At 50.8% G+C, this 18131-nt stretch carries 12 protein-coding genes; 3 read left to right on the top strand and 9 right to left on the bottom strand.

Going from position 1 to position 18131, the window contains the following annotated elements; all coding sequences use genetic code 11:
* Positions 1-11: 11 nt before the first annotated feature.
* From rseP to rpsB, 8 genes are all read right to left on the bottom strand, one after another.
* Positions 12-1376 (bottom strand): RIP metalloprotease RseP, encoded by a 1365-nt coding sequence (rseP, locus tag ACH5Y9_RS06950; RefSeq protein ID WP_445369058.1) that lies wholly within the window; start codon positions 1374-1376, stop codon positions 12-14.
* 4 nt (positions 1377-1380) lie between these two features.
* Positions 1381-2565, bottom strand: coding sequence for a 1-deoxy-D-xylulose-5-phosphate reductoisomerase (gene ispC / locus ACH5Y9_RS06945; RefSeq protein WP_445369057.1), 1185 nt, complete (start codon positions 2563-2565; stop codon positions 1381-1383).
* Positions 2562-3485 (bottom strand): phosphatidate cytidylyltransferase, encoded by a 924-nt coding sequence (locus tag ACH5Y9_RS06940; RefSeq protein WP_033158770.1) that lies wholly within the window; start codon positions 3483-3485, stop codon positions 2562-2564. Before ACH5Y9_RS06940 ends, ispC begins: the two co-directional genes overlap by 4 nt.
* A 40-nt stretch (positions 3486-3525) precedes the next feature.
* Entirely contained in the window at positions 3526-4290 is a 765-nt protein-coding gene (locus ACH5Y9_RS06935) for an isoprenyl transferase (protein WP_445369056.1), read from the bottom strand.
* A 12-nt stretch (positions 4291-4302) separates the two neighbouring features.
* On the bottom strand, positions 4303-4860 hold the full coding sequence (frr, locus tag ACH5Y9_RS06930) for a ribosome recycling factor (RefSeq protein ID WP_020481855.1): 558 nt from the start codon (positions 4858-4860) through the stop codon (positions 4303-4305).
* A 4-nt stretch (positions 4861-4864) separates the two neighbouring features.
* Positions 4865-5584: a UMP kinase gene (gene pyrH / locus ACH5Y9_RS06925; RefSeq protein WP_020481856.1), complete on the bottom strand. Its 720-nt coding sequence runs from the start codon at positions 5582-5584 to the stop codon at positions 4865-4867.
* Positions 5585-5667: 83 nt separating this feature from the next.
* Positions 5668-6546, bottom strand: coding sequence for a translation elongation factor Ts (gene tsf, locus ACH5Y9_RS06920; protein WP_205454211.1), 879 nt, complete (start codon positions 6544-6546; stop codon positions 5668-5670).
* A 122-nt stretch (positions 6547-6668) separates the two neighbouring features.
* On the bottom strand, positions 6669-7412 hold the full coding sequence (rpsB, locus tag ACH5Y9_RS06915) for a 30S ribosomal protein S2 (RefSeq protein ID WP_020481858.1): 744 nt from the start codon (positions 7410-7412) through the stop codon (positions 6669-6671).
* A gap of 280 nt (positions 7413-7692) precedes the next feature.
* Between rpsB and map the strand changes: the two genes are divergently transcribed.
* Complete coding sequence (gene map, locus ACH5Y9_RS06910) at positions 7693-8457, top strand: type I methionyl aminopeptidase (RefSeq protein WP_033158773.1); 765 nt, start codon at positions 7693-7695, stop codon at positions 8455-8457.
* Positions 8454-11099 carry a [protein-PII] uridylyltransferase gene (gene glnD / locus ACH5Y9_RS06905; RefSeq protein ID WP_445369055.1) on the top strand — a complete coding sequence of 882 codons (2646 nt, stop codon included), beginning with the start codon at positions 8454-8456 and terminating at the stop codon, positions 11097-11099. The genes map and glnD overlap by 4 nt, the downstream gene beginning before the upstream one ends.
* A gap of 5 nt (positions 11100-11104) precedes the next feature.
* Here glnD and ACH5Y9_RS06900 read toward each other — a convergent pair whose 3' ends face one another.
* On the bottom strand, positions 11105-12325 hold the full coding sequence (locus ACH5Y9_RS06900; RefSeq protein WP_445369054.1) for an FAD-dependent monooxygenase: 1221 nt from the start codon (positions 12323-12325) through the stop codon (positions 11105-11107).
* A 252-nt stretch (positions 12326-12577) separates the two neighbouring features.
* Here ACH5Y9_RS06900 and ACH5Y9_RS06895 point away from each other — a divergent pair, with 252 nt between their 5' ends.
* Positions 12578-18061, top strand: a complete 5484-nt coding sequence (locus tag ACH5Y9_RS06895) for a glutamate synthase-related protein (protein WP_445369053.1) — start codon at positions 12578-12580, stop codon at positions 18059-18061.
* Positions 18062-18131: the final 70 nt, after the last annotated feature.

Raw genomic sequence — 18131 nt, 5'->3', positions numbered from 1 at the left:
TTTGTTCAGCGTTATTGAAATAATCTGCCTATATCCAGAAACATCGCCAGACCCATCAGCAGCATCAACAGCAACATGCCGGCCTGTTGAAAATACAGTTGTATTCTTTCCGGAATCGGGCTGCCTTTAACGGCCTCAACGGCGAAAAACAGCAAATGACCACCATCCAACACCGGGACAGGCAGCAAATTCAACACACCGAGACTGACGCTAACCAAGCCTAGAAACTTCAGAAACGCCGTAAATCCCATTTCAGCCGATTGACCGGCATATTGGGCGATACTGATGGGACCGCTCAAATTCTCGACGGAAGCCGAACCTACCACCATTTTTCCCATCATTTTTAATGTGGTCACCGCGTAAAACCAAACTCGCTTTCCGGCGACCGGAACCGCGTCCCAGGGAGACAAGGCATGGGTCACCATCATGGAGTCCAGCAAGTCTTTCGGCGTATCCACACCGGCGCCGATTTTGCCGACAGCCTTGCCCTCACCCTGCTGTTCGCTACGCGGCGTGATGCTTAAGGATAATGGCGCGCCGCTACGCTCCAGCAATAACTTAATTTCAACATCCGGCCGGGCCTGCACATAATCTACCCATTGTTGCCAGTCGGTAATGGCGGTGCCGTCTGCGCTGATAATTAAATCACCGCTTTGTAAACCGGCTTGTTTGGCAACCCCATCCTCAAGCACCTTACCTATAACCGGTTTAATAGTGGGCACCCAAGGTTTCAAACCCAACCGCTTATGTAGCGTTTCCGGGGTTTGTACGTCTTGTTCGGTCAAGTGAATCAAGCGTACTTGTTGACTATCGTCTATCGCTTTAGTCACTACGCTGATTTCGGTTTTACCGTCAATCGCCGAGGTCAACAAGGTGTCCAGAGCTTCTATCCAGGTAGGCGTGGCAGTCTCATCAACGCTGATTATTTCGTCCCCTGCCGCAAAACCGGCCTGCTCGGCCAGAGATCCGGCCTCCACTCCACCGATAACCGGTCTAACGCCCGCTTCACCGATGACCAACACCAACCAAAATAAAACCACGGCCAGCAGTAAATTGGCAATCGGTCCGGCTGCGACGACGGCGGTTCGGGCTAATAGCGGCTGTCGGTTAAATGCGTAAGGTAAATCTTCCGCCTTAACGGCTTCTTCGCGTTCGTCGACCATTTTCACATAGCCGCCCAACGGGATGGCAGCGACGACGAATTGAGTATCGGCAGGGCTTTTTTGCCAGCTGATTAACGGCTTGCCGAAACCGATGGAAAAACGGATAACTTTGATGCCAACCTTGCGTGCCGCCCAAAAATGGCCGTACTCATGAAACGCCACCAGTATCGCGATGGCGACGATGAAATAAAACAAGGTGTGCAAAGTATCCATCTAACTAGTGTTTGAGTTCGGCAATCACTTTATTCGCAACGTCTCTGGCCTGCTGGTCGGCTGCTAAGACATGTTCGAGCGTATCGGCGCAATCGGCAGTAAATTGGGCCATGCTTCGCTCTATGATGCGGGCAATATCGGTAAAGCGTACCTGCTCGTTCAAAAAGGCTTCCACGGCAATCTCATTGGCAGCGTTCAAAACGGTCGGCATGATGCCGCCAGCTTTGATAGCTTCGTAGGCCAGCCGCAAACACGGGAAACGTTGCAAATCAGGTTGTTCGAAATCCATATGCTTGACTTCGAAAATATTCAGCGGCACCACACCGGAGTCAAAGCGCTCCGGCCAAGCCATGGCGTGCGCGATAGGTGTGCGCATGTCTGGGTTGCCCATTTGCGCTAACACAGAGCCATCGACATAATCGACCATGGAATGAATGATACTTTGCGGATGAATCACTACTTGGATGGCATCGGGGTCCATGTTGAACAACAGGCAGGCTTCGATTAACTCCAAACCTTTGTTCATCATCGTCGCCGAATCCACCGAAATTTTCCGGCCCATATCCCATTTCGGATGCGCGACCGCTTGTTCGGGGGTCACAGTATCCAAATCGGCAATCGGCGTTTGCCGAAACGGACCGCCGGATGCGGTCAACAAAATACGTCTGGCCTGTTTGGCAGTATGCCCAGTCGTATAGCCAGCCGGCATGCACTGAAATATTGCGTTGTGCTCGCTATCGATGGGCAGTAGCGTCGCGCCGCTTTCGGTGACGGCTTGCATAAAAATTTGCCCGGACATGACCAAGGCTTCCTTGTTAGCCAGCAATACCGTTTTACCGGCTTTCGCTGCGGCCAAGGTTGGCAGCAAACCTGCCGCCCCAACAATAGCGGCCATCACTGCGTCAACATTGTCCAAAGTTGCTACTTGCGTCAAGGCGTCCGCGCCGGCTAACACCTTAATATCGGCAATAGGCGAACCGGCGATTTTGTCCTTGAATGCTTGAGCGTTATCCGGATTGGCGACCACCGCATATTCCGGACGATGGGCCAAACATTGTTCGTACAAGGCGTCAATATTACCGTTGGCGGTTAACGCTACCACTTTATATTGGTCAGGGTGACGCGCAACCACATCTAAGGTGCTGACGCCAATCGAGCCGGTCGCTCCGAGTATGCAAAGACCTTTCATGCGTAAAACACCCTACCAATCAATAAAATCCCTGCATAGAAAAAAGGCGCGGCAGCAATGATGCTATCCACTCTGTCCAAAATGCCACCGTGACCGGGTAACAAGTTACCGCTATCTTTAACACCTTTTTTGCGTTTTATCAGACTGAAAAACAAATCGCCGTAAATTGAGATCAATACGGTCATAACCGACAATATCAACATATCGGTCCACACCAATCCATTGAGGAAACGCAACGTTCCGGAGTCAACATCTTCCGGCTGAGTAGCGGTAATCCAACCATAAATAGTAAAACCTATGCCGCAGACAGCCGCGGAAATTAAAGCACCATACATGCCTTGAATGGTTTTACCCGGACTTATTTCTGGCGCGAGTTTATCTTTACCCCAAGTTTTACCGGCAAAAAAGGCGGAAATATCCGCGGCCCAAATCAACAGCAAAAAGTAGATCACCATGCCAGGACCGTAATACGCTCTTAATTTGCTGAGAAACATCCAGGCAGAGAGCAATACCAACCAACCGCTGAAAGTCTTGAGCCGTGCCTTGAATTCGATATTCAACAACTGCGGACCGGCTTTTCTGATCAAAACCATCGTTAGCACCCAGAACAGCACCGGAGCGATAACAAACCACTCTAAAGCATCCGAATAGTCTTTGATTTCCGGCCATTCCATCGCCTCGCTAAGCAACTCCAGCAATACCGTCCAATAAGTAACGCCCAACATCGGCACAATTAAAAACAAGAGGAAAAGTATTTTGCGGATAAGCGTGTTTACGTCAGTCAAGGCCATCCATTCGAAGGCGGCGATCAGTGTAACCACAGCGATAAATAGGGAGAAATAAAGGGCTGGCAGCAGCATAACTGCCGTGATGACCACGGTAGCCAGTACTAGCGCGGTTAAGATGCGTTTTAATAACATGTGTGTGGTTTTTTAATTATTATGGTTATAGAAAAAATCCCTAGAGAACTCTGTTATCGATGACTTGTTCGCCAGTGTGCCCAAAACGTCTTTGCCGGCCTTTGAAGCTGCCGATAGCTTTTTCCAATGCTTGCTGATCGAAATCCGGCCAAAGCGCATCGGTAAAATAAAATTCGGTATAGGCCAGTTGCCACAGAAGAAAATTACTGATCCGTTCCTCTCCGCCGGAACGAATAAACAAATCAGGCTCGGGTAACTCAGCGGTCACCAGATATTGATTGACGAGTTGTTCGGAAATGGCTTGCTCGTCGATATCACCCGATTTCACCCCGGCGACGATTTGCCGCAAAGCTTGGGTGATGTCCCAACGTCCGCCGTAATTGGCGGCTATCAGCAAGGTTAATCCGTCATTTTGTGCGGTCTGCCCTTCGGCCGCGGCGATTTTTTCCCGCAGTTTTTCCGGAAACGCGCTTTTATCGCCGATGATTTTCAGTCTGATGTTGTTTTTGTCGAGTTTATCGACCTCGGATTGCAGCGTGTTCATGAACAGCTCCATCAACAAACTCACTTCATCTTGCGGCCTGCGCCAGTTTTCGCTGCTGAAAGCGAACAATGACAGCACTTCAATGTTCTCTTTGGCACAATACTCGACGATCTTCCTGACCGCCTTCACACCAGCGTAATGCCCCATAATTCTGGGCATCAAGCGCTTTTGCGCCCAGCGTCCATTGCCATCCATGATGATGGCAATATGCCGTGGGTTGCCGTTATTTATCGCCGGTTTATCGTTGTCAGCAACTGTCATCACGCCTCTCGATTACATGGAAAGCAAATCGGCTTCTTTTTCTTCAAGATGCTTCTCTACTTCCTTGATGTATTGATCGGTGAGCTTCTGGATCTTTTCTTCGGCTTGACGGGCATCGTCCTCAGAAATTAATTTTTCTTTCAAAGCATCTTTGATCGCGGCATTGGCATCGCGGCGAATATTACGTATCGCTACGCGGCCCTGTTCAGCTTCGTTTTTGACGATTTTAACCAAATCGCGACGCCGCTCTTCGGTCAGCGCCGGCAACGGCAGTCTGATGACGGTACCTTGCGTGGCGGGATTTAAGCCCAAGCCGGACGACATGATGGCTTTCTCGATAGCCTGGATCATGCTCTTTTCCCAAGGCACGACTTTCAAGGTGCGCGCGTCCTCGACAGAGACGTTGGCTACCTGCGACAAGGGCGATTCGTTACCGTAATACGTGACGCTGATTTGGTCCAGCAAGCTGGGATGCGCGCGCCCGGTTCTAATTTTGGTAAATGCTTTTTGTAGGGACTCGATGCTTTTTACCATACGGCTGGCGGCATCTTGTTGAATATCGCTGATCATTCTGTTAGTTCCTCTCGATTAGGGAGCCTATATCTTCACCGCGCATTAAGCGCATAATCGCTCCCGGCTCAAATACATTCATTACCCGCATGGGCAGGTTGTTATCCCGACACAAAACCAAGGCCGTGGTGTCCATGACATTCAAGCGCTGATCGATGGCTTCGTCATAGGTCAAGCGGGGATAAAATACGGCATCAGCCACTTTATTCGGGTCCGCGGAATAAACGCCTTTGACTTTGGTCGCCTTAATCATCAACTCGGCGTCAATTTCAATAGCACGCAAACTGGCGGCGGTATCGGTAGTAAAAAACGGATTACCGGTGCCGGCAGCGAAAATAGCCACTCTACCTTTTTCCAAATGTCTGACAGCCCGGCGACGGATGTAATCTTCGCACACCTGATTGATTTTCAGAGCAGTCATTACTCGAACGGGCTGCCCGAGATACTCCAGCGCGTCCTGCATGGCCAAGGCATTAATCACAGTAGCCAACATACCCATTTGGTCGCCGGTAACCCGATTCAGGCCTTCCGATGCTTTCTCGCCGCCGCGCAAAATATTGCCGCCGCCAATCACCAAGCCGACCTGGATACCTGCATCGCACAAGTCTTTCACTTCTTGAGCCAAGCGTTGCACTATATCCGGATCGATACTGCCACCGCGTTCGCTCGCCAGTGCTTCGCCGCTCAATTTAAGTAAAATTCTCTGACAAATCAATTGACTCATAATCAAATATCCACCGTAAACATGGGTTAAAAGCAACGAACTGATATAAATAAACCCGGCGAACCGGGTTTATTCTGAGGCGTTTAGCCTCTAACTTGTGCCATTACTTCGGCGGCAAAATCTTCTTCTTTTTTCTCAATGCCTTCGCCCACTTCGAAGCGAGCAAAACGCACGACAGCGTTGCCTTTGGATGCCAGCAATTTACCAACGGTAACGCTGTCGTCCTTGATGAAAGGCTGACCCAACAAAGTCACTTCCGCCAGGAATTTATTGATACGACCACCAATCATTTTTTCAACGATCTCGGCAGGCTTGCCACTTTCCAGTGCTTGCGCGGCAAAAATTTCTTTTTCCTTGGCGATGACATCGGCTGATACTTGATCATCCGATACATATTCAGGTTTAGCAGCGGCAACATGCATCGCCACGTCCTTACCCAAAGCGGGATCGTTTTTGCTTAACTCAACGATAACGCCAATTTTACTGCCGTGCAGGTAAGCCGCCTGACCACCTTCAGTGGTGGTGAATTTAACGAAACGGCGCACAGTAATGTTTTCGCCGATTTTAGCAATCAACGCACGACGGGTATCGTCAACGCTGACGCCGGTGCTCAGTACCATTGCTTGCAATTCTTCGTCGCTGTTGACATTGCTGGTCAACAAACTATTGACGACATCATTAGCAAAACCAATAAAATCATCGCCTTTGGCGACGAAATCGGTTTCGCAGTTAACGTCTACCATAACAACGGTTTTAGCGTCGTCGGAAACTTTAACACCTATGATGCCTTCCGCCGCGATACGGCCGGATTTTTTATCGGCTTTTGCCAAACCGGCTTTACGCATGTTTTCAATGGCCAGTTCCATATCGCCATTGGCTTCAACCAGGGCTTTCTTACACTCCATCATGCCTGAGCCGGTACGCTCACGCAATTCCTTGACCATCGCCGCACTAATACTCATCGTTTTTTCCTCAAATTTTATTAACTAAAAAAACGCCTCACAAAGGAGGCGTTTAAAAGACAGTCTGTTCTGAATACCAGATTCAGCGGCGCTCGACCACCTTGGCCGAGCGCGTTTAAAACTTACGCTTCCGTTACGACTTCTTCGACAAAATCGTCGGCTTTGGCTGAAGCATCCATACGCAAGGCTTTTGCTTCCAGCACGGAGGCCGAAGCACTTTGGCAATACAAAGTCACTGCGCGGATAGAATCGTCATTACCTGGGATAACGTAATCAATTTTTTCGGGCGAGTTATTGGAGTCAACCACGCCGACCACTGGGATGCCCAATTTTTTGGCTTCCATAATGGCATTTTTCTCGTAACCTACGTCCAACACGAAGATAGCGTCAGGAGTGCCGCGCATATCTTTGATACCGCCCAAGCTACGCTCAAGCTTTTCCAATTCGCGTTCCATGCCCAAAGCTTCTTTTTTGCTGAAACGTTGGTACAAGGTGCCATCGGCTTTCATCGCTTCCAGTTCTTTCAAACGGTTGATGGACTTTTTGATGGTTTTGAAGTTGGTCAACATGCCGCCCAACCAACGATGGTTGACGTAAGGCATGCCACAACGTTTTGCTTCTTCCGCCACGACTTTACGCGCCGCTTTTTTGGTACCGACAAACAGGATGGTGCCTTTGTTGGCGGTCATTTGACCAAGATAGTTCATCGCATCGTTAAACAATGGAAGTGTTTGTTCCAAGTCGATGATATGAATTTTATTACGCGCTCCAAACAAATATGAAGCCATTTTTGGGTTCCAGTAACGGGTTTGATGTCCAAAGTGAACACCCGCTTCCAGCATTTGACGCATTGACACTGCTGCCATTTACTTCTCCTAATATTGCCGAAAATTCGGCGTTGGGTTACGCCTCCACTCGCCCCGATCAGTGACCGAAAATCTGCAATAGACTTTCAGCACCCCACCGACCGTGTCGACAAGTGTGAGTATTGGTTACATAGTGAACTTACCTTTATACCATGATTAGAATTTCACAACAACTTCAAGTCTGATAGACTCCTGTCGGCGCCTGCCTGCGAGAGCATCTTGATTGAATAGCAAAACCAGGCCCGCACCCGCTTTTGTCCTAATAATTAGCCACCTGCCGATGACCATTACCATAAAAACCGCTGAAGAAATCGACAAGATGCGCGTTGCCGGAAAACTGGCCGCCGAAGTACTTGAAATGATCGCCCCCTACGTCGTTGCCGGCATATCCACCGAAGAGCTTGACCAAATCTGCCACGACTACATCGTCGATGTGCAACAAGCCATTCCCGCGCCCTTAAATTATCGCGGCTTCCCTAAGTCGATTTGCACATCCATTAATCAACAGATTTGCCACGGTATTCCCAGCGAGAAAAAGCTAAAGAACGGCGACATCGTCAACATCGATATCACGGTGATTAAAGACGGTTACCACGGCGACACCAGCAAGATGTTTTGCATCGGCGAAGTCAGCCCACACGCCAAGCGCTTGGTAGACATCACCCGTGAATGCCTGTTTTTGGGTATAGCAGAAGTCAAACCCGGCGCCCGCCTGGGCGACATAGGCCATGCGATTCAAAAACATGCGGAGAGTAATCGCTACTCTATCGTCAGAGAGTTCTGCGGTCACGGCATAGGCAAAAAATTTCACGAAGATCCACACGTGATGCATTTCGGCAAACGCGGTGAAGGCGAGATAATCGAGCCAGGCATGATTTTTACGATAGAGCCCATGCTCAATCAAGGCAAACGCCATATGAAGATCCTTGCCGACGGCTGGACGGCAGTGACCAAGGACCGCAGCTTGTCAGCACAATGGGAGCACACGATTTTGGTGACCGACACCGGCTACGAGATTTTGACGCTGAGACAGGAAGAACTGTGAGCCAAGCGCTGTTCACCGAAAACGATTTTCTCGACTGCTTTGCAGGCGAAAATCCGGTCGCCAAATTCAAAAATGCGATTAACGAAGAAAATGCGCAGTTAAAAATGCGCTTTAACCCAGACCAGGCGACCGTCGGCTTGCTGACCGAGAAAGCTCGGTTCATCGACAATCTATTGACCGCCTGCTGGCTACATTTCCTCGACGCAGCCGCCAACCGCCATAGTCTGATTGCGACCGGCGGATATGGCAGAAGCGAATTGTTTCCCTACTCGGATATCGATATCTTGGTGCTGCTCGACGCCGCCAACCCGATAGACTATCAACAGCCGGTATCCAGTTTTTGTAATTTTCTTTGGGACATTGGCTTAAAACCAGGACTCAGTACACGCTCTGTAGCAGAGTGCCTGGCGGTTGCCGCGGACGACCAAACCGTCTTTACCAACCTGCTCGAGATGCGCCTGATTACCGGCAACTCCGAACTATTTAGCGATCTAAAACACCAGATAAATTCTGAAACACTCTGGCCATCGGAACAATTTTTTCCAGCCAAAATGGCTGAACAGCAAAAGCGCTACAGCAAGTACCACGACACCGCTTATAACCTGGAGCCCAACATCAAGGAAGGCCCTGGTGGACTTCGCGACTTACAGGTCATAAGCTGGGTATTCAAGCGCCATTACAACGCATCCTCTCTCCGCGAGTTGATCAAGTACGGTTTTTTACCGAAATCCGAATACGATAATCTTATTACCGCTCGCGACATCCTCTGGCGCCTGCGCTTTGCACTGCACAATCTGACCAACCGCTGCGAAGACCGACTGGTGTTCGATTACCAACGCGAGCTAGCCAGCCAGTTCGGTTACATTGATAAAAACGAACAACCCGACGTCGAGCAATTCATGCAGTTTTACTTCAAAACTGTCGTGGACATTGAACGCCTGAATGAAATGCTCTTGCAACTGCTGAACGAGAGACTGATCAGCAACAAGGAAAGCCTAACTCCCATCCCTATCACCGCCAATTTTTCATCGATTGACGGCTATCTGGAAGTCAGCCACAAAGACGTATTTCAAAAACAACCGCTGGCTTTGCTGGAAATTTTTTTAATTTTGCAACAATCGCCCTCTTTGAAGGGCATTCGCGCCAGCACCATCCGCTTGATTCGCAAAAACCTACACCTGATCAATGCCGAATTCCGCACCAACAAACAGGCCAACCGCCTATTCATGGATATTCTCAGGCAGCCGCGCGGCATTACCAGCCAACTCAAGCGCATGAACCGCTACGGTGTACTTGCCGCCTATTTGCCGGATTTCGCCAATATCGTGGCGCGCATGCAATACGACCTATTCCACATCTATACCGTGGACGAGCACACTCTGTTTGTTATCCGTAATTTGCGACGCTTCTCGCTGGCCAAACACAACAAGGAATTACCGTTTTGCAATAATATTTTTTTACTGATTTCAAAGCCTGACATTTTGTACATCGCCGCCATGTTTCACGACATAGCCAAAGGCAGAGGCGGCGATCATTCCACGCTCGGCGAAACCATTGCCAACAACTTTTGCCAGCAACACGAATTATCAAGCCACGATACCAAGTTGATCACTTGGCTGGTTCGTCAGCACCTGTTGATGTCAATGACCGCACAACGCAAGGATATTAGCGATCCGGACGTGATCCACACCTTCGCCCAGGAAGTCGGCAGTATAGAGCGGCTAAATTATTTATATTTACTGACTGTGGCGGACATTCGCGCCACTAACCCTAGCTTATGGAATGCCTGGAAAGACGTATTGCTTAAAGACTTGTATATTTCCACCCACCAAGCCTTGCACCGCGGCCTGCAAAATCCGGTGGCCCGCTCGGAACGGGTACAGGAAAACAAAAAAGAAGCGGGCGACGAGCTTTTGAAACTGGGTATATCCAAAACCAATATCACGCAGTCGTGGCAGCATCTCAGCGACGACTATTTTCTGCGCTATTCTGCGGACGAAATCGCCTGGCACACCATCGCCATCGCGGCCTGTCAGGAAAGCGAACTGCCGTTGGTATTACTGCGCCCGCAAACCCAGCGCGGCAGTGCGGAGATTTTCGTTTACACCCGCAACGAAGCGCAGATTTTTTCGATTTCGACCGCGACTCTGGACCATTTGGGCCTGACAATTCTGGATGCCAGAATCATCACGACTGCCGATCAATACGTACTGAACAGTTTTCAGGTTTTGGAACAATCCGGCGAAGCCATTAACGACTTGTATCGCGAAGTACATATCTGCACCTCGCTACGCCAAGGCTTAATCGCCAAAAAAGTGAAAGCGTCAAAGAATATCCACAAGCAGTCCCGCCAGGCCCGACACTTTCCGATAGAAACCAGCATCACCTTTCTGGAAGATCCGTCGCATAAACACACCGTCATCGAATTAGTGACGACGGACCGCGCCGGCTTGCTATCGACCATAGGTAAGGCGTTTACGGAGCTGGATATTCAACTGCACGACGCAAAAATCACGACGATAGGCAGTCGCGCGGAAGACATGTTCTACATCAGCGACCAGCAGTCGCTACCGATCAGCGATGAAGATAAGAAGGCCCAGATACGCACCACGATGTTGAGATATTTGAGCCTTAAAGGTTAGAGACGCTATCTTGCCAACAGGCGCTCACCGCGCGCCAATTTCGGCAGACGACCTTCCAGCCCCATCGCCGCCTTCATAGCTTTATTGCGCGCTGGGGTGATGCGTTGCGCCAAACCCAGTCCAAGATTTCTTAACAGCTTGATAGGCAAAATATCGTTACTAAACGATTTATAAAACACATCCATCAGGGTCATCATTTTCAGATTTTCGTTGCGGCGCATCGCTTCGTAACGTTCTAACACTGCCAGATCAGCAATGTCTTTACCGCGTTTTCGGGCATCTACCAGAATCTCCGCCAACGCCGCAGCGTCCAGCAAGCCGATATTAACACCCTGCCCGGCCAATGGGTTAATCATGTGCGCCGCATCGCCCACCAAAGCCACACCGTGTTTCACATAGCGTTGCGCATGCTGCCGCTTCAGCGGGAAACTCGCCACACCTAACACCTGCTTGACCTCACCCAGGCAATCAGGGAAAGCCGCAACCAGTTCATCCCGCAATTGCTCATAAGACAAGGCTTGTAAACGCCGAACTTCATCGGGGGACTGATACCATACGATGGAGCCATAATTACCTGTCAACGGCAAAAAGGCTTGCGGACCACTGGACACAAAGCGCTGCCAGGTGATGTCTTGCTGCGGATAGGCGGTCTCTATATAAATGACCAAAGCGTGTTGATTGTAGTCCCAACTGGTCACACCCAAACCTACCGCCTGCCTGACTCGGGACTGTCCACCGTCCGCCGCCACCAGCAATTTTGCCTGGAGTATACGACCGTCCGCTAATATCAACTCCGATTCGTGACCATCGTAATTGATCTTGCTGATGGTTTGCGGCATCAGCAATTCGATATTGTCGAAATGGGGCAACCTATCCAGTAACGCCAGCTGGGTGATGCGATTTTCGACGATATAGCCCAGCTCGGGATAGCGAATGTCATCGCTATTAAAAGTCGTATCACCGGCTGTTTCCCAAACCCGCATGCGCTTGAACGGGCAATAACGGCGTGACGTCACGCCTTCCCAAGCGCCGACGGCTTCCAGAATATTTTTCGAGGCGATACTGAGTGCCGAAACCCTTAAATCATGTGGCTGTTCGCTGGAAAAAGCTTCTGGAACCTGCGCTTCTATCACAGCGACTTTTAACTCGCTACCACCCAGACAACAAGCCACGGCGGCACCCACCATCCCTCCGCCGACGATCACCACATCAAATTGTTCTTTCATATTTCTTCACAAAGTTTTAAAACTAGAGACCGGACGAGAGAACGACGCCGCCATTGGCTTTACGGAATGACAGAGGCCGCGCCACATGGTAGAATTACAAAGTTTCGCCAACTGAAATTCCGAAGTTAATCAGGGATTCTCGCCGCATGGGACGACTCTAACACGCAGCAGGCAGAAAAACCATAAACAGCACTACCGGTAAGGAAAATACCGGCTAGCGCATTTATTCAGTATGAGAGGATCTGGATAGCAATGATTAAAAACGCCCAGAAAATTAACGCAATACACATGCTTTACGACGCTGATCTTTCCCAGGACAGCTGCGGTGTTGGATTTATCACTCGCAAAGACAGCAAACAGACTCACGAGCTCCTAGTCAAGTCACACGAAGCCTTGTGTACTATTCCTCATCGCGGCGGCATGAGCGCGGAAGGCATAGGCGACGGCGCCGGCGTTAATATCGATTTGTCTCTGAAGTTTTTCCGTAAGGCCACAGGGAATGCGGACCTGGAACTGGGGCAATTCGGCGTAGCCAACTTTTTCTTCCCGGAAGATCACGCCCATTACGATTCTGAAGCACAAAAGCTGGTCGAAGAACAATTTCTGGAATTCGATCTACCCATTATCAAATGGCGGGAAGTGCCTGTTGACAGCTCGGTGTTAAATGCGGCGGCGTTGCGCGCGCAATTACCGATCAAGCAGGTCATTTTCGGTCGCCCAAAATCCCTGAAAGATGCCAGTCACGAGGCTTTTGAACGACATATTCAGTCTGCGCTGCTAACTATTGAAGCCCATGGCTTTACTCGCCCGGAACTGAATGGCTTTTACCCGTTATCCATGAGTTCCCGCACCCAAGTTTACAAAGGCCGCCTGAACTCATTCGAAGTCATCCCCTACTTTGTCGATTTGTACGACGCGGACCACGAAATCAGTACGCTGTTTTTCCATACCCGTTTTTCCACTAATACCGCACCGGCGACGATGATGGCGCAGCCTTTTCGGTATATGGCACACAACGGCGAGCTGAACACCGACAAGAAAAACCGCCTCAGCGAAAACGCCATTGCTCGGCAAAACAACAAACATGTGGTGTTTCCTTGCGGCCAATCCGATTCCGGCCGCCTGGATCAAACCCTGACCCGCCGCATCAACGAAGATCAACTGGACATTGTCACCGCTATTTTGGCGATGATGCCACCGGCTTGGGAAAACGATAGCACCCTATCGGAAGATGTACGCGCGATGCTGGAATATTTCAGCCTGTACGAAGAGAAAAACGACGGCCCGGCCGCGTTAATCTTCAATGACGGCATTCGCGTCGGTGCGCGCCTGGACCGCCTGGGCTTAAGACCATTGCGCTCGGTCGAAACCGCAGAGTATCTGGCGGTGATGTCCGAAGCGGGCCAGATCGATTTTCCACCGGAAAAAGTGCTCAAACGCGGCCGCATCGAAGCAGGCGGCATGCTGTATTTCGACCATAGCACCGGCGAATCTTACAACAGCCATCAAGTGATGGAACGTTTGGCTAAGGAAAGAGACTACAAAGCGCTGCTGAAACAAAGCTGCGTTCATATCAGCGAATTGCCCAAAGTAGAGCTTTCGGAACTCAGTAACGAGCATGAACTGAATATCGACCAACGTCACACTGCTTATTCGCTGAACCAGGAAAGCTTTAAATTTTTGTTGGACCCTATCCTGCAAACCGGCTTGGAAAAAGTCTCCGCGATGGGTTACGGCCTGACGCCGAATGCTTTGAGCGCATCTGAAGGCGGTATGTCGCGTTATTTCAGCCAACGCTTTGCGCAAGTGACCAATCCGCCGCTGGACTCCTTGCGGGAAAGCGACGGCATGACTTTGCGCGTGGCACTGGGCGCCAAACCCACTTTTGCGCCGCAAAGCAGCAAACAGCTGATGATCGAATCGCCGATTCTGCAACGCACCCAACTGGAGCAGATTCGCAGACAAAGCCAGGTAAAAACCGCGACTATTGAGGCGCTATACACTCCAAACTTTGAAAACGCCGCGCAAAACGAACTGGCTTTAGAACAAGCCTTGCAAGCGGTATGCATACAAGTCGAACAAGCTGCGCGCGACAATACCGGCATTATCATTTTAAGCGATGCCAACATCAGCAAAGCCCAGGCGGCTCTCCCGGCGCTGCTCGCCATTGCCGCGGCCAACCAGCATCTGGTCAAACATGGTCTGCGCTTTAACAGTTCGTTGATCATGGAAACCGGCCAGGCAGCCAGCCCACACGACGTCGCCACCATTCTGGGCTTCGGTGCCTCCGCGATCTGCCCGCTCAGCGTGCATAACCGGGTAATTACCGAATATGCCGATGTGACCGCGCAACAAAAGGCCCTGTACAGTTTTCAAAAAGGCGTCGAAAAATCGCTGATGAAAACCATGGGAAAATTCGGCTTGTGTACAGCGGAAAGCTATATTGGTGGCGAGTTTTTTGAATCCAATTATCTGGACACCGACGAACCTAAACTAAAACCGTATTTCCCCAACATCAATGCCTCGGTGGGCGGTGTTCGCTACAGCGACATAGCCGCCAGCGCAACGGAATGGCACCATAAGGCGCTAACCGTAACCAGCGAAAGCGACATTCCATTCCTTGGATTATTCAAAGAGCGGAATGAAGGCGCCGGCCACACGTTTGGCAATACGGCGGTGCGTGAATATATCAACATGACCGATGAAGCGATCATGTATATAGCGCCACAACAAGCGCCGGAAGCCAGTGATACCGCCTATTTGGATTTCGGCTACGAAAAACGCACACCCGAGCAAATCGACGCTTTTGGCATTACCCCGGCTTATCGCAGCTTTACCCACAATCTGGCTCAGGAGCGCGCGAACCGTCCTGCTGCTTTACGCGATGTGATGGAGTTCCCAGCCGATGTCAGCGCCGCTAACAGCAAAGCCGATTTTGATCGCCTGCTGGGCAGCCAGGATTTACACGGTAACAATAACTACCTGATCCGCGGCTTACAAGTCGAGAAAAATAACGGCGTGGTGTTCAGCATTCGGTTTACCGAGAACTCAAGCAAAGCGCGCCTGGAACAACTAGCAGAACATTTGAAAGCTCGTTTTGCCGGCAACGATTTTGGTTTAAACCTGGAAAACGACAGTATCAGTCTGCGGGCGAACGACAGCGACAGCCTGATTTACCACTATTTGAGCAACGTGCGCCCTGCCCGCTCGCGGATAGCACTGGATCAGGTGCAACCAGCCCATCAAATCACCCCGACTTTCGCGTCCGGCGCGATGAGTCACGGCGCGCTGCTGGCCGAAGCTCACGAAGCTGTGGCACAAGGCACCAACATCGCCGGTGGCATGAGTAACTCCGGTGAAGGCGGCGAGCACTCCAACCGCTTTGGCACGATTCGCTCCAGTAAAATCAAACAGTTCGCGTCCGGCCGCTTCGGCGTCTGGGCCGGCTATCTGGCCGATCCGAATCTGGAAGAAATTGAAATCAAAATCGGCCAAGGCGCCAAGCCCGGCGAAGGCGGCCAACTGCCTGCACCGAAAGTATCAGTGGAAATCGCTGCATTACGTGGCGGCACACCCAAAGTAGAACTGGTCAGCCCACCACCGCATCACGACACTTATTCCATCGAAGACCTGGGCCAATTGATCCACGATGCCAAAGCCGCGCGCGTTCGCGTGGTGGTCAAGCTGGTATCTTCGGAAGGTATCGGCACTATCGCGGTCGGTGTCGCCAAGGCCGGTGCCGATGTAATTAACGTGGCCGGCAACACCGGCGGTACCGGCGCGGCGGCGGTGACCAGCTTGAAAAATACCGGCCGCTCACCGGAAATTGGCATAGCCGAAGTGCATCAAGCACTGGCGGCCAACGGTTTGCGCGATAAAGTGATTATACGTTGCAGCGCGGCCCACCAGAACGGTGCCGACGTCGTCAAATCCGCTATTTTAGGTGGCGATTCCTTTGAATTCGGCACCACCGCCTTGATGATGTTGCGCTGCGTGATGGCGAAAAACTGTAACATCCGCTGCCCCGCCGGTTTGACCACTGCCCACGAGGAATTCAAAGGCGACCCGCGCGTGTTGGCACAGTTCTTTATGAACCTGGCCCACGAAGTGCGCGAAATCCTGGCTGACTTAGGCTACACCAGTTTGCAGGAAATTCGCGGTAAAACCGAATTGCTGCATCTGATCGACCATCCGAGCATGGTCGGCCAAATCCATTTGCAAAAACTACTGGCGGAAGTACCGGTTGTCAAAATTGAGAAACCGATTTATCTGGAAAAAGATTTCGCCATCGACGATTTGATCTTTGCCCGCGTTAAATCGGCCTTGTTCGAAAAAGGTCAAAAGCAAGTGCTTGTCGAAGGCGACGAATTCAAACTGAACAACCGTAACAAAACCGTCGGCGGTCAAACCGCAGTCGATCTGGAACGCTTGTTGGCTTATGAACTCAGCCCTGAGCAAGTCGCTAAATCGAACATCATCTATACCAACCAACATGGTCGCCGCTATTTAGCCGACGATACAATTATCGTTCGCACCCATGGCTCGGCGGGCCAAAGTTATGCCGCGTTCAACAACGACGGCATGCGCATGGAACACACCGGCACTTGCAACGACGGTGTCGGAAAAACCGCTTGCGGCGGCACCATCGTGATTAAATCACCCGGTGGCGGCTCCCAGTTACCCGGCGAGAACGTGTTGATCGGTAACTTCGCGCTGTTCGGCGCTTCCGGCGGCAAAACCTTTATCAATGGCGAAGCCGGCGACCGGTTTGCCGTGCGTAACTCCGGCGCGATGGCGGTTGTCGAAGGCGTCGGTGATTTTGCCTGCGAATACATGATTAACGGCGCGGTATTGAATCTGGGCGGCTTTGGTAAAGGCTTCTGCACCGGCATGTCGGGCGGCAACGCCTACCAATACGATCCAGACAATCGTTTAAATGATCTGTATGACGATACCTCGGTATCCATACACAGTTTGACCGATGACAACGACCTAGCAAGCAGCCATGAGCAATTTATTTTGTACATGCTGGAACAACATGTTGAACATACCGACTCGGAAAAAGCCAAGGCTATCCTGGCTAATTGGGCCAACGAGCGTCGGCACTTCAAATTTGCCTTGCCGCTCTGGCTAAATCGCACGCAAACCGCGGAATACCTAAGCAAAGCGCTGGATCGCAAAGCGATGATCGAAGAGTTGTCGGTGGCATTTGCGCAAAAACAAATCGAGCAAATCAAACAGGCTTACAAACACAATACACCGTTGTTCGATGGAGCCATTCCGGGTTACGGCGAAACCGACACCGAACTGACTTTGAAATTGATCAACAGCTATGCGGTGATCGATAAAGCCCAGCAAATTGCCCGCGATCAGTTAACTAAAGCCGGCCAACCGGCTACTGAAGCCTTAGTTGATCAACATGCCTACAAGCTCGTGATGGAACGTCCGCGCAAGCTGCAAGATGCGCTGATTAAAAATATCCGCGAAGCTTACAGCCAATACGATGATGGTCAGTTAGCCGCGTTGATGGCGGAAAAACGCCTGAACGACTACAAAACCACGCTGATGCTGCGCGACGTGCAAAGCATTTACTCGATAGGCTCCACGGCCTGGATCATCGAACAAGATAGATTCAACCGTTTAGCGTTGGCCGGCCTGCCGTCTATCGATAAAAATCTGGCGAGCTTGGAAAGCCTGTCGATTGTGAAAGACATGCTGGAAAGCGAGTCTGCCTGAGCTGAGGGAGGGTGCTTCACGCACCCTTCGCGCCACTTGGCAAGAACCAAATACAGTGACTGGACAACCT

It is taken from the genome of Methylomonas sp. BW4-1 (assembly GCF_052474385.1).
Note: the sequence above shows the minus strand (reverse complement) of the source record. Positions and strands in the feature narration are given on the sequence as shown.

Bases quoted from the DNA above. Each gene is read 5' to 3' on its own strand.
- rseP (WP_445369058.1), bottom strand. From the start codon at position 1,376: ATGGATACTTTGCACACCTTGTTTTATTTCATCGTCGCCATCGCGATA.
- ispC (WP_445369057.1), bottom strand. From the start codon at position 2,565: ATGAAAGGTCTTTGCATACTCGGAGCGACCGGCTCGATTGGCGTCAGC.
- ACH5Y9_RS06940 (WP_033158770.1), bottom strand. From the start codon at position 3,485: ATGTTATTAAAACGCATCTTAACCGCGCTAGTACTGGCTACCGTGGTC.
- ACH5Y9_RS06935 (WP_445369056.1), bottom strand. From the start codon at position 4,290: ATGACAGTTGCTGACAACGATAAACCGGCGATAAATAACGGCAACCCA.
- frr (WP_020481855.1), bottom strand. From the start codon at position 4,860: ATGATCAGCGATATTCAACAAGATGCCGCCAGCCGTATGGTAAAAAGC.
- pyrH (WP_020481856.1), bottom strand. From the start codon at position 5,584: ATGAGTCAATTGATTTGTCAGAGAATTTTACTTAAATTGAGCGGCGAA.
- tsf (WP_205454211.1), bottom strand. From the start codon at position 6,546: ATGAGTATTAGTGCGGCGATGGTCAAGGAATTGCGTGAGCGTACCGGC.
- rpsB (WP_020481858.1), bottom strand. From the start codon at position 7,412: ATGGCAGCAGTGTCAATGCGTCAAATGCTGGAAGCGGGTGTTCACTTT.
- map (WP_033158773.1), top strand. From the start codon at position 7,693: ATGACCATTACCATAAAAACCGCTGAAGAAATCGACAAGATGCGCGTT.
- ACH5Y9_RS06900 (WP_445369054.1), bottom strand. From the start codon at position 12,325: ATGAAAGAACAATTTGATGTGGTGATCGTCGGCGGAGGGATGGTGGGT.
- ACH5Y9_RS06895 (WP_445369053.1), top strand. From the start codon at position 12,578: ATGATTAAAAACGCCCAGAAAATTAACGCAATACACATGCTTTACGAC.